The 13069-nt window shown below is 45.7% G+C and carries 13 protein-coding genes and 1 pseudogene; 4 read left to right on the top strand and 10 right to left on the bottom strand.

Annotated features, from left to right (window positions below):
• Positions 1-264, bottom strand: a 264-nt coding sequence (locus H532_RS0117325; RefSeq protein ID WP_027726508.1) for a helix-turn-helix domain-containing protein, incomplete at its 3' end; no start/stop codon positions are given.
• Positions 265-389: 125 nt separating this feature from the next.
• On the opposite strand from H532_RS0117325, the gene H532_RS19340 reads away from it, so the two are divergent.
• Positions 390-911 carry a phospholipase D-like domain-containing protein gene (locus H532_RS19340; protein ID WP_051263411.1) on the top strand — a complete coding sequence of 174 codons (522 nt, stop codon included), beginning with the start codon at positions 390-392 and terminating at the stop codon, positions 909-911.
• Positions 912-1057: 146 nt separating this feature from the next.
• On the opposite strand, the gene H532_RS0117315 is transcribed toward H532_RS19340, so the two are convergent.
• Positions 1058-1933 carry an ROK family protein gene (locus tag H532_RS0117315; RefSeq protein WP_027726507.1) on the bottom strand — a complete coding sequence of 292 codons (876 nt, stop codon included), beginning with the start codon at positions 1931-1933 and terminating at the stop codon, positions 1058-1060.
• 301 nt (positions 1934-2234) lie between these two features.
• Here H532_RS0117315 and solA point away from each other — a divergent pair, with 301 nt between their 5' ends.
• Genes solA through H532_RS0117300 form a run of 3 tightly spaced genes read left to right on the top strand, consistent with a single transcriptional unit; the run spans position 2235 to position 4842 of the window.
• Positions 2235-3377 (top strand): N-methyl-L-tryptophan oxidase, encoded by a 1143-nt coding sequence (gene solA, locus H532_RS0117310; RefSeq protein ID WP_027726506.1) that lies wholly within the window; start codon positions 2235-2237, stop codon positions 3375-3377.
• 16 nt (positions 3378-3393) lie between these two features.
• Positions 3394-4131, top strand: coding sequence for a gamma-glutamyl-gamma-aminobutyrate hydrolase family protein (locus H532_RS0117305; protein WP_038112891.1), 738 nt, complete (start codon positions 3394-3396; stop codon positions 4129-4131).
• 48 nt (positions 4132-4179) lie between these two features.
• Positions 4180-4842: a Dph6-related ATP pyrophosphatase gene (locus tag H532_RS0117300; protein WP_027726504.1), complete on the top strand. Its 663-nt coding sequence runs from the start codon at positions 4180-4182 to the stop codon at positions 4840-4842.
• 246 nt (positions 4843-5088) lie between these two features.
• Here the strand turns inward: H532_RS0117300 and H532_RS0117295 are convergent, their stop codons facing one another.
• From H532_RS0117295 to H532_RS19330, 8 genes and pseudogenes are all read right to left on the bottom strand, one after another.
• Complete coding sequence (locus tag H532_RS0117295; RefSeq protein WP_027726503.1) at positions 5089-6075, bottom strand: Gfo/Idh/MocA family protein; 987 nt, start codon at positions 6073-6075, stop codon at positions 5089-5091.
• Positions 6076-6286: 211 nt separating this feature from the next.
• Positions 6287-6538 carry a DUF986 family protein gene (locus H532_RS20900; RefSeq protein WP_245566497.1) on the bottom strand — a complete coding sequence of 84 codons (252 nt, stop codon included), beginning with the start codon at positions 6536-6538 and terminating at the stop codon, positions 6287-6289.
• A gap of 17 nt (positions 6539-6555) precedes the next feature.
• A pseudogene (locus tag H532_RS21160) lies at positions 6556-6687 on the bottom strand (DUF986 family protein); the annotation flags it as partial.
• A gap of 126 nt (positions 6688-6813) precedes the next feature.
• Positions 6814-7665: a PTS mannose transporter subunit IID gene (locus H532_RS0117285; protein WP_027726502.1), complete on the bottom strand. Its 852-nt coding sequence runs from the start codon at positions 7663-7665 to the stop codon at positions 6814-6816.
• Positions 7666-7683: 18 nt separating this feature from the next.
• Positions 7684-8490 carry a PTS mannose/fructose/sorbose transporter subunit IIC gene (locus H532_RS0117280; RefSeq protein WP_211231986.1) on the bottom strand — a complete coding sequence of 269 codons (807 nt, stop codon included), beginning with the start codon at positions 8488-8490 and terminating at the stop codon, positions 7684-7686.
• Between the two features lie 48 nt (positions 8491-8538).
• Positions 8539-9030: a mannose/fructose/sorbose PTS transporter subunit IIB gene (locus tag H532_RS0117275; protein ID WP_027726500.1), complete on the bottom strand. Its 492-nt coding sequence runs from the start codon at positions 9028-9030 to the stop codon at positions 8539-8541.
• Positions 9030-9452: a PTS sugar transporter subunit IIA gene (locus H532_RS0117270; RefSeq protein ID WP_027726499.1), complete on the bottom strand. Its 423-nt coding sequence runs from the start codon at positions 9450-9452 to the stop codon at positions 9030-9032. Before H532_RS0117270 ends, H532_RS0117275 begins: the two co-directional genes overlap by 1 nt.
• Before the next feature lie 256 nt (positions 9453-9708).
• Complete coding sequence (locus tag H532_RS19330) at positions 9709-12531, bottom strand: sigma-54-dependent transcriptional regulator (RefSeq protein WP_038112886.1); 2823 nt, start codon at positions 12529-12531, stop codon at positions 9709-9711.
• Positions 12532-13069 lie beyond the last annotated feature (538 nt).

Genomic DNA, 13069 nt, shown 5'->3' with positions numbered 1-13069 from the left:
AAAAGCATCGGCCAAATCCCGCAGGGATGATTGCAAAGAAATGCTATCCACTTCTTTCAGCCATTGGTATTGCTTTTTTAACTTTGGCAATTGGATGGCACATTGGTGGTAGGACAAACCTTTTTGGGTTTGGTTGTAGGTGTTTTGCCACAAATGTAAAAAATGGTTGTAGACAAAGCGGTTGCAACCAAAGGTTTTCCTTATCAACGTTTTTTGCATTTGGTTTGGGTAAATGCGAAAACGAAAAGCCTTGTATTGTTTCATGGCAAAACACCTCCTAACAATGTATTTGATACTTCTATTATAGAACATTTGTTTGCATTTGAAAACAAAAAAGCCATTCATCGCCACCCTAGCTTTGCTTGAGGGTGGAGTCTTCTGGCTTTGCTGTGATAAAAAAGGAAAAAAACCAGAAACGCCATGTGCCAGACATCTCTTATGCGTTTACCCATTCCGTTAGATCGCCGAAAAAAAGCGTTCTCAAAATCATCGATGAAACGAAAGAGTCGTTGGATGTCGCGATGTTTCTGTTTACGGAAAGCGATATTGCCGAATGCATTTATCGGGCGTCAAAAAAAGGCGTGCGCGTGAGGGTCATCAGCGACCGACTTCAGACAGAGCGAAATCCCCGCCAGTCTGCCAATCTGGCTCGCTTTCTCGAAGCCGGCATCCCGGTAAAAATCAACACCCATGACGGCAATATGCATTTGAAAATGATGATTTCGGACAACAAACGGATCACGGCCGGTTCCTATAACTACACGTATTCGGCCGAACAAAAAAATGACGAAGTGTTTATGGTTATTAACGACCCGTCATTGGCAGCGGATTGGAAAAAGCACTTTGACAACATGTGGAACGATGCGAGGCGATTTGCAGACTATTCGCCGACCACGGAAAAAACCGCCTGAACATGGCAAAAGACCGCTTATGGCGGTCTCTTTTTCACTTATTCAAACGATAACATCTTGCGAAAAACGACTGGCGCCTCATTTTTTTGAGTTACAGGCAAAAATGCCCCCATCCTTCGCTTCTGATTTTTCCTATCATCGGCCCGTTACTTCTCCGCAACGCGAATTGCCCCATACAGCGCACCGATGATGCCCGCATCATCCCCCAAAGCCGGCGGGACGATGTAGGCCTCAAGATTGTCCAAGATTTCCGGAAAGGCTAAGTAACCGTTAAGCAGGTCTTTTACCTTTTGTCGGACTAACGGAAACAGCTGCCTTTGCTTCATAATGCCGCCGCCTAAAATGATTTTTTTCGGCGCTAAAATCAACATGTATTGCATCAGCGCTTGGGCAATATAATAAGCTTCCATTTCCCAGACTTGCATACGGTCCGCCAAATCCACGGCCTTTTTACCCCATCGTTCCTCGACAGCCGGTCCTGAGGCAAGCCCTTCCAAACAATCTTTATGAAAAGGGCATTTCCCTTCGTAAGTGTCATCGGCGTGGCGGCGAACAAGAATATGCCCCATTTCTGGGTGGCTGAAACCTTCAAGCAGTTGGCCTTGCACTACCGCTCCGGCACCAATGCCCGTTCCAACCGTTATATATAGACAACTGTCTAAACCTTTGGCTGCCCCTTTTTCAAGTTCTCCAAGTGCCGCCACATTGACATCGGTGTTAAAAAAAATCGGCACCGAAAAGGCTTCCTGAATGGTTTTTACAATGGGGTAATTCGTCCACCCTTTTTTGGGAGTTGATGTAATAAACCCATAGGTTTTGCTGTTACGGTTAATATCAATTGGCCCAAAAGAACCGATGCCTATCGCTTTTAATGAATATTTTCTAAAAAAGTCTATGACCGCACCAAGCGTCTCTTCGGGCATCGTCGTCTCGATTCTTATTTTTTCAAGGATTTCACCATTTTCGAGACCAACGGCACAAACAAATTTCGTTCCCCCGGCTTCTATCGCCCCATAGTACATGAAAATTCCTCCTAGCCATAACTGTTTTTATTTTATCATTTTCGGGCAAGTGATGCTCTTGAACCGCTTGGAAGACATATCTCCTTATAAAAAGAGTGCGACAAATGCCGGTGAGGAACGCTCTCACTTCGTAAACTTTCAATCTTTTATGTTGCCAACTTATATGAACTCCACGGAGAGTTGCCCAGGCCCCACCCGATCATCTTTTTTGTAAAAGCCCCTCCATACCATTGTCGCCCGTGAGGCTTTCCATGTACAATCAACTTAAATAATATACTGAACACTTTGGGGGGAGAAAAAGATGAACCAAGCTCATTACGACGTCATCGTCATCGGCGCCGGCTCTATGGGGATGGCCGCTGGCTATTTTTTAGCGAAAAAAGGCGCAAAGACTCTGCTGATTGATGCCTTTGACCCGCCGCATGACCATGCCAGTCATCACGGTGAAACGCGCATCATCCGCCATGCCTATGGCGAAGGCCGTCAATACGTTCGCCTTGTATTACGGGCGCAAGAATTATGGGAAGCGCTTGAGCGAGAAAGCGGATATACACTATTCGAACGAACCGGCGTGTTGGGCATTGGCGAGCCTTCTTCGCCTTTTTTAACGGAAACGTTTGCAAGCGCTGCCCAATACGGATTGCCCGTGGAACGACTGAATGCTGCTCAGATCCGAAAGCGCTGGCCCGGGATCACATTGCCTGACGATTTTATTGGATGTTTTGAGCCGGATTCAGGGGTTCTTTACAGTGAGCGATGCATCCAAGCTTTTCGTGAGCTAGCTTTGAAATTCGGTGCTGACTTAACCGTCAACACCCCCGTTAAAAACATTCAATATGACCGACATGGTGTCACCGTTGATACGATATCCGGTACCTATCGAGGGAAAAACGTCATCGTCACGGCGGGAGCCTGGGCCGGAAAGCTGTTGCCCGAATTACAGCTACCCTTGCAACCAACGCGCAAAGTGTTTGCTTGGTTCGAGACGAACGCCCCTCTTTTTGAACCGGCACAGTTTCCAGCCTTTACGTTTGACCTTGGCGACCGCACATTCTATGGGTTCCCTAGTTTCAACGGAAGCGGGCTTAAAGTCGGTCGTCATGACGGCGGTGAGCCGACAGATCCCGACACCTTGAACCGGGCATTCGGGACCAACGCCTCGGACGAAGGGGATTTACGTTCTTTTTTGGATCGGTTTATGCCCCAGGCTTCCGGTCGGTTAAAACAAGGAAAGGTCTGTCTCTACACGAAAACGCCGGATGACCATTTTATCATCGACCGCCACCCTTATTTTTCACATGTCGTCATTGCGGCTGGTTTCTCAGGACACGGTTTTAAATTTAGCAGCGCAATCGGCGAGGTTCTCTGTCAAATGGTAACGGGAGAAGAAGAGCATCATGATCTTTCACTTTTTTCACTAAGACGTTTTTCAAACAATGAATGAAAGAAGGGGTATGATGATGAAACCCATCATTGGCATTTCCGGCGGGCATCTTATCGACTCGGGGGGACGTTTTCCGGGATACAAACGCGCCTACGTGAACGATGATTATGTGCAGTCGGTTGTGAAAGCAGGCGGCATCCCCTATATCATCCCTGTTGTTGATGATGAAGCCGTCATTGAACAGCAAATCCAACAATTGGACGGCCTTATCCTTTCGGGTGGTGACGATGTCTCCCCGCTTCTTTACGGGGAAGAGCCGCTTACTAAGCTTGGTCCCACTTCTCCCGAACGCGATGCTTTTGACAAGCTGCTCATCAAGTATGCCATCGATCAGAAAAAACCGATCCTTGCTATCTGCCGGGGTGTACAAATTCTTAATGTGGCGTTTGGAGGTTCACTATACCAGGATCTAAGTTATAAAGAAGAAGCCAACATCCGGCACGATCAATATTCCCGCACTGATATGCCGACCCATAACGTCATCATTCACGAGGACTCCAAATTGTTTGCCATTTTGGGCCGTTCTGCACTTGTTAATTCCTTTCACCACCAAGCCATCAAATGCGTTGCCGAAGGGTTTAAAGTAACGGCGACGGCTCGTGACGGTGTCATCGAGGCTATAGAAAAGGAAGGTGAAGACTATGTCGTCGGTGTCCAATGGCATCCGGAAATGATGGCAGCCAAAATACCTACGATGCTCGCGCTCTTTAGAAACTTCGTCGAAGAGGCGCTAAGAAGGAAAGCCTTTGTCTAGCCCTTTTACTGTCACGCATGGTGATCTCTTAAAGAAAGGACCATTTGCATGAAACAAAAAATTGTCATGTCCTACAGCGGAGGTAAAGACAGTTCGCTCGCTTTATATGAATTGGGAAAGCAACCAAATTGGGAGGTCGTGCGTCTGATGACGACGGCTAGCCTCAACTATGGCCGCTCATCCATGCACGGCATTCGTACCGCGCTCGCCGTTAAACAAGCCGAGGCTATCGGCATACCGCTTGATATTATTTGGTTGGACAATCAAGACGGCGCAGAAGGTTATGAAAGGAAAATGAAAAAACAACTACAAAGCTATCTTGATCACGGCATCCGGCATGTGGCTTTTGGTGATCTTTATTTGGAAGATATCAAAGCTTATCGTGAGAAAATGAACGCCACTGTTGGCATGAGCTCTGTCTTTCCTGTCTGGGGCCGACCAACAAAAGACTTTGCTAAAGCGTTTATCGATCTCGGTTTCAAAGCCATCGTCGTCTGTGTCGATACTACCCAATTAGATGCGGCTTTCTGCGGCAGAGAATTTAATGAGGATTTCCTCAATGATCTCCCCGATGGTGTGGATTGGTGTGCGGAAAACGGGGAATTCCACACCTTTTGTTACGATGGGCCGATTTTTAAAGAACCCGTCTCGTTTCAGCGAGGAGAAAAAGTGCTTCGTGAAGGGCGCTTTCAGTACATTGACTTATTTTAAGCCGCGCGAGGTGCTGTGTTTGCGCATTTTTTATGCCAATCTGCCCTGGAATTGCGCATACGCTCCAGTTTTTTACAGATTTAGCTGTATTTTTTTCCAGATTATGGAGCGTCTGCGCATTTTCGTGGCTCTCCCTCCCGAAAAATGCGCGTAAAAGTGGTTTTTCCTCAAATTTTGGCTGATCTTCCTTAATATTGCGTATACGCTCCAGTTTTTCATTACAAAAAAAGCAACCGCAATGGGTTGCTATTTTTTGTCCGCGGGAAAGACTAAGCCTATCTGGCGGCGGGCTTCTTCCATGATGCTGGCGGTAATTCTCGAATTTTTATAGGAATTCACTTCGGATTCGGTTTTCCCACTCTTTATGAGATTAATAAATTCCATTGTTTCATAGGCCATCGAGCCAATCGGCTGATCGACGGTAAGGTCTTCTGTTTCTCCGTTTCGATAACGGAGGCTGACCGCACTCGGATCCGAGATATGGTCGATGATAATACTGCCGGATTCTCCTTGAATCTCTGACGGAATGAAGGAATCGCTGATTTTCGAGAATTGAATGTTGGCTTGCATCCCGTCATATTCCAGTATCAAACTGCCTTCGCCATCGACCCCCGATTCTAACATCACGGCTGAGGCTTGAATCCGCTTCGGTTCTCCGAATAAAACGACCAATGGGTAGATGCAATAGATGCCAAGATCCATCAAAGCCCCGTTAGATAGCTCCGGTTTAAACGCATTCAGCACGATCCCTTCCTTATACTTGTCATAACGGGATGAATATTGGCAATAGCTCCCAAAGTAACGGCGGATCGTCCCCAACTTATCAAGGTTTTGTTGAATCGCTTGAAAGCGCGGCAGAAAGGTCGTTTTCATAGCCTCCATTAAAACGACGCCGTTTTTTCTCGCCGCTTGAAACATAGCATCGACTTCTCGTGTGTTTGATGCGAGCGGCTTCTCACATAAAACATGTTTTCCGTGATTCAGAAAAAGAATAGATTGTTCGGCGTGCAACGCATTCGGGGTAGCGATATAGACCGCATCGATCACATCGCTTTTCGCCATTTCTTCAAGATCCGTAAAAATCGTCTCCACACCATATTTATCCGCAAAGGCCCTTGCTTTTTCAGCTGTTCTTGAAAACACCGCGGTTAAGGTAAACTCTTCAACAACTTTTACATGATCTAAAAAGCGATCGGTAATCCAGTTTGTTCCGACTACTCCAAAGCGCACCAAAGAAAACACCCCTGTCTTCGTTTTTTAAATACGTCATGTATAGGAAAATTTCCCGCCTATAAATTTGACACCCTATCTTCCTATGCTCTAATAAATCTTTATCCACCCACAAGGTGTTAGGCCAGGCACCTCTACTCGTTCCATAAAAAAACGTATGTGCTCGCAAATCTGCGTGATAAAATTTCCTGTAAAATTTTGTCAATATGTCAACCTAATGTTCCATGAAAAACTTGTAAATCCGCTCTAAGTCTTCCACATTTCTAAAATGCAATAACAGTCGTCTTCGGTCAGTCTCGACAACCAAGACACCATCTTCGGATAAACGCATATTTTTGATCGCATCGAAGGCCGTATAAATAACGCCGTAAAAAAACCCTTTTCCTTTAATCGTATTTTTGGCGACCGAATGAAAGCATAATATAAAAATATTATAGTTACGATGAGCAACAGGTAATTGTACCATCCCCTATCTCCACGCAGGTAATTCGAAACGTATACAACCGCGAGCAAGAAAGCAAAAAGGAGATTGTCGACGTCCAAACGTTTCCGAAGCGGGATGACCATTTGCGTTTGTCCTTTTAAAAAGGATAAAACGACTGATTCGTAAACCATATAGGCTAAGGTAAATACAATTAAAACGATGACCCCCGTCATGGCCATATTTCTACATCCTTCCGCTATTTCAGAAAAAGGGAATCGGCGTTGAACCGTCGATTCCCTCATCCAAGGTATCCATCCCTATTTTAATATATTTGCCCAGTATCCCAAAATCCCGACGACAAAGAATCCGATGATAATAAGAAGCGGGTTGACCCGTTTGCGCAAGAGCCACATACACAAGAACGTTAACAAGAGCGGCACGAGGCCCGGCATCAACTGATCCAAAACGCTTTGTACCGTCGTCGTGGTGACTTTTCCGGTATCCGGGTTTTTAACACTGGAAATCACAACGGGGATATTCACCTTTGTCCATTTATTGACAAGCGCGCCCATGACAAATAGCCCCAAGATGGACGCACCTTCTGTTAATTTTTGCAGGAGATTGCCGCCCATATCGGAAACGATGTTGGAGCCTTTGGAATACCCATAGAAAACGCCCCACCAGCGCACGCCTAAACGAACAATGTTAAAGAGTAAGAAAAATAAGAGCGGGCCGAGGATGCTTCCGGTCGAAGCGATGGAAGCCCCCAATGCCGCAAATACAGGGCGTACAGTTCCCCAGAAAATCGGGTCACCGACACCAGCTAGCGGGCCCATCAGACCGACTTTAATCCCGTTAATGGCTGCATCATCGATTTTTGCGCCGTTGGCCCTTTGTTCTTCCATCGCCAAAGAAACACCTAAAATCGGCGCAGCCATATATGGATGGGTATTAAAAAATTCATTATGCCGTTTCATCGCTTGTTTGCGTTCTTCACTGCCTTCTGGATACAACCGGCGAATCGCTGGTGCCATGGAAAACGCATAACCTAACGCTTGCATCCGTTCAAAGTTCCATGATCCTTGAAACAAATTGGATCTGATAAAAACACTGACCAAGTCGCGTCGTGTTAATTTCTTGCGACCTGTTGTGGTTTCATTCGCACTCATCCTGACTGCCTCCTTTGCTTAGTCAAGTTCATCGTCAAGGTCATCATCTAAATTCGAGCCGCCCGAAGGAACCGCTGATGCATAAGCTGGTTGATTATACTTCGGATGCAGCTGGATATAAATTAGTGCAGCCACTAATCCAATGACCCCTAGCGCGACGAGGTTGAAATTCGTAAATGCCGCAATGACGAATCCTAAGAAGAAAAACGGCATGAGGTAACCGGCACGCATCATGTTAATGACCATCGCATAACCAACAACAACGATCATCCCACCAGCGACATTCAATCCACCCGTAATCACATCCGGAATGGCATTGAGCATATTTTGCACCGCGGATGTTCCGACTGTCAGAGCGACGATGAGTGCTGGAATGGCAATCCGCATCGCTTGCAAAAGCAAGGCCGTGATATGTAGCCAATCCATCGCCTTTAAATTCCCGGTTTTCGCGGTTTGGTCAGCACCGTGTTGGAACCCGACGGTAATCGTCCGCACCAGAATGGTTAATACTTGTCCGGCAGCAGCAAGCGGAATCGCCAACGCAATACCGGCACCGATATCTTGATGCCCGACGATGACAAGAATCGTTGAAATAATGGAAGCAAGCGCGGCATCAGGTGCCACCGCTGCACCGATGTTCATCCAACCGAGCGCGATCATTTCAAGCGTTCCGCCAATGAGTATGCCCGTCTTAATGTCACCAAGCACAAGCCCGATTAACGTACAAGCAATTAATGGGCGGTGCGTTTGAAATTCGTCAAGGATGGATCCCATACCTGAAATACAAGCGACAATAAAAACAAGAACAATTTGAATCCATGAGATATCCATACCATGATCCCTCCTTAATCGTTTTCTATCAACAGCGAGGTATTATTTTTCTTCAAGTTTTTTCAAAAGCGGCATGATGTCGACTTTCGGGTCGGCCGCCACTTTTCGGATTTCCAATTCGATGCCGCGTTCGTGAAGCTTTTTGAAAGCTTCAATGTCTTTTTCATCCACAGAGACCGCATTGGTGATCTGCGTTTTGCCCTCTTTATAAGACATGCCGCCGATATTGACACTCTTGATGTCAATACCTCCTTCAACAACGCGCAACACATCTGTCGGATTTGTAAATAACAACATGACGCGGTCGTTTTCATATTTCGGATTGTTGTAGACGCGAATGGCTTTGGCAATGTCTACAACACTCGCTTTCACCCCGGGAGGCGCGACTTGCGTTAACAGCGTCTTCCGGACGGTATCTTGAGCGACTTCATCGCTGACGACAATAATACGGCTGACACCGGTTTCTTTCGTCCAAACCGTCGCTACTTGACCGTGTATCAAACGATCATCGATTCTAGCCAGTCCGATAATCATCACAAATCATCCTCTTCTTCGTTATTTTTTAAGGTTTTCTTCAAGGATTTAACGCCTTCCACTGCGGTTTGACTGATCGCATCGACAAGCGGTTCCAATGCCGTGTTCCCGCGCCGGGCGAGGCATTCAATCAGCATTGGCAAGTTCACGCCGGTGATCATGTCCATGTTTTCCTCCGCAGAAATGAGGGCTGCTGCGGCGTTAAACGGACTTCCGCCGAACAAATCGACGAGAAAAAGCACACCGTCTTGAGTCTCTAATTCCTTTAAGGCTTGTTCGTATTTATTTTTAAGGTCTTCCAACCCTTCGCCCGGTTTAAAGGTGACGGCAGTAATATTTTGTTGCTCGCCAAAGATCATTTCCGCTGATCGAACGATCTCCCTTGAGAATTCCCCGTGGGTGGCGACGATAAGTGCAATCATCTGTAAGCCTCCTTGTTGTCAACTCCTGTCCGCGCTATTTTATATGCAAGAATCATGCCAACTTTAGTATTCCAAAATGGTTTTTCGACAATCTTCCCATCCATACAACAGGTTTCATAAAAATTAGTTTTGACATGAATCGACAATTTTTATCCTTTTTGATACACTTGCACAAAAAAATAAAACGCTGTACAAAAGCTGACAGCGTTTTTGATACACTTTATTTAAAATAGGTGCAATACACTTTTTTGATACACTAAATCCGAGCCGCATCTTTCCCATGTGCATTAAATTCATCCAGAAGCAAATCGACTAAATAATAAAGTTCATCTTCGACTAAAGTCGCTCGTAAATCTTTCGTGATACTATCTTTGGCGCAAGTTTTCACTTTTTCCAAAAGGCGGCCCTGCTCCTCTGAGCGTTCCCCTTTATACTTCAGTGCATCCCCAGTAATCGCCCGTTCAATCGCAAAAGCTGTATGGACAATGATGCGGATCGCGGTTGTATTTTTAAAATGAACGCCTAACACGGCTTCCAATCGTTCACAAAAACGAATGAGAACGTTAATCGCGCGATGCGGATTCAAATACACAAGATAAGATTTAAGACTGTCCTCGCAAAGCGCCCGGACAATGACATCGGACTCATTATTTTTTATGGTCATCTCGCCATTTTGAATAATTTGCCCGATCATTTTTTGCCCTTCGCCTTCAATGAATTTTTCAAGGGATATAAACGGCACATCCAAAGGCGGTTTTTTGACACCGACCGCCGCGACCACATCATACACTCTAACGATGCGCTTGACCTCATCTTGGAGCCCAATGACGGAAAGCGGAATGACAGTCATGTCTTCATTGGTGATGTCCTCAATAAACATCTTCAGCATTTCCTCAAGTTTGAGCGCCGTTCCCTGCCCGGAGGAACAAATCGTCAGGATCGCCTTTGGTTTGACATCCTCTTTCGCAGTCTCTCTGACTTCGCTTTCATGGTGATAGGGCCTCCGCACCGATTGATAGATCGCGTTTAAATCCATATCTAAAAAATTGGCTCGGCGCACCGCATCCAGCAGCATCGGCATGGATACCATGTCAATGGCTTTAACCGGAACGCCAGCTTCTTCGTTTATTTTTTCTTCAAAATAATAGAGTGAACCCATATCAACAAGCATCAAGACGCCTTCCCCGCGGTCAACGTCATGAACGGCCGCGACAATCTCATCTAAAATATCATAAAAGTTAACGTCGAGCGGCATGTCAACGGCTCGAATATTGTAATCGCCAAGCAACTCTTTAGCGACTTCCACCATGGAAGTCGCGGTGCTCCTCCCATGAGTAGCCACCACGATGCCGACTTGCCCTTTTTGAGTCAGTTCATTAGCCGAAGCGAGTAACATCGCAAGGTAGGTTGTCTCAAATTCTGGAAGTTTGATGCCAAGCCGTTCTTCGATGATGTCTTTCATTTGGGAAGCCACTTGAAATTCCGCTTCAGATTCCTTTATGATTTCGGAGTGTTCCGGCGGCGCTTTTCTCTTTTCATAATTTTTTCCTTGCAAAAAACCATCGATATGCAAGCTGATGAAATAGACAAACTTATCATTAAATGTCCGGTTGAGCATGCTCTCGGCAAAAGAACGCAATTCCTCGGCGAGCTCGAGCACCGGCTTTTTAACGAGCTTAGCCAGTTCTTTATGGTGATATTTCGAGACTTGTTGATAAAAACTTTTTATGTGAACCTTGATGTCCGTTTCCACAAATTTATTGATTTCTTCAGCCGGAATGCCTTCTTCCTTTAAAAGGCGGGCTTTGTCTTCAATGATTTTATACAAATCATACGGTAAATCGTAGACATCATCTTCGACGAGCTCCCGGCTGCCTTCACCCGTAATGACGGTGACGGCGTTCACCAAACGGGTGATTTCCTCATTTTCGCTTGGGTTTCGAGAAATCCGCGTGAGGCCATCTTTGACTTCCTGCGGTAACCTTTTTACCGTTAAACGGACAAACGGTTCGTGCATGCTATCGAGAAACCCTTGGGCACAGACGAGCTGGATGTACGATTTAAGCTGTCCGACATTGCCATAGGTGACACTGCCGATTAACGCTTTTATCACATCAGCTTGTATACGGAGCTCCTTGTTAATCCGCTTTGCCTCTTTTGCCAAGAGGGATTTGCACAGTTCCACTTTTTCCGTAACGCTTCGTCCGTGAAAAGAGGGCATGGTGATCGTCATCGGAATTCGTCTTAAAAAAGTGTTGAGCAATGCCGATGACGGGTCTTCCGTAGTCGCGCCAATGATCAAAACATTGGATGTCCGCGTCCGCTCCACTTCACCCAGTTTATTAAACCGGCCCGTATCCATGAAATAAAAGATCATTTCTTGACCTTCCGGCGGCAAGCGATGCACTTCATCTAAAAAGAGGATGCCGCCATCGGCTTTTTCGACAAGCCCCTTTTTATCACTTGTTGCTCCGGTAAAAGCACCGCTGACATGCCCAAACAGCTGTGACAATAATAGTTGCGGGTTATTATAATAATCGGCGCAGTTAAAAATGATGAAAGGCGAACGCTCGTCCATTTTCCCTATAAACTTGGCGTACTCATGCATCATATGGGCGAACAGCGTTTTACCAGAGCCGGTCGGCCCGAGAATCAGCGTATGCAGCCCGTTTGGCGGATAGACAACAGCCGCTTTCGCTTGGTCAACCAATTTTTTCAAGCTGCCTTCCGCCCCGATGAGCAGACTAAATGGGTTTTCATCCGGGCTGATTGTGGGCTTGCTTTTCGCTCGGTATAAGTCCGACAAGGAGGGAATCTCGAGAATCGTTCGGTCTACGATGTTGCCAAAGTTCTTTTTCACGACGTCACGCGGGATATAAAGAACCGGACGCCTTTTGATTTTTATCACCCGCCCGTCTCGGACCAAATTATTTAATTCAAGGCTGACATTATTGCGCAACATGCCTAATTCTTCAGCTAATTCACCAGCAGAAAACCCCTCGCGCTCAAGCAAAGCTTCTTTATTCAGGTCAAGTGCTTTTTCTTCTAATAATTGATAGACTCGCTCCAACCTTTTCAATCGATCTCATCCTCGAATCTGAACATACTTTTCTATTATTTATTTTAACATGGATGGGGAAATCATTTGTGTTTACGAGGTTTATTTGTAGAATATGGCAACGTGTTTGGAAAGGATGTATTACAACAGCGGCTAGATCCAGCTATCCAGCAATAAATTACCCATTCGCTTCCCATATGTTATGCATATTAACCTTAGACTTTGCACTAACGACCCTATAAGTCCGGACGGATGGAGCAGATGTTTCCCGGCCGGCAGGAGCATATAATACAACGATTAAAACATATGAGAAATTTCTAGATACCGTGATGATGCCGAAACCGAGTGAAAATTAATCACAAATTCATAATAAACTGTTATGCCACTGTTGAAAATCTTTATATCCCGCTACGTTCAGATAAAACGTTTAGCCCTCCTTTCTAAACGATTGCTTTTTGATTTCTTTATATCCCACTACGTTTAGATAAAACGTCCTCCAGTAAATAAACGGAGGGAGGAACGCTTACTTTATATCCCACTACGTTCGATAAAACAACGA

The sequence above is a fragment of the Tuberibacillus calidus DSM 17572 genome (genome assembly GCF_000430685.1).
In the GTDB taxonomy this organism is placed as follows: Bacteria; Bacillota; Bacilli; order Bacillales; family Sporolactobacillaceae; genus Tuberibacillus; species Tuberibacillus calidus.
This window is presented reverse-complemented; position numbering and strand designations above follow the sequence as displayed.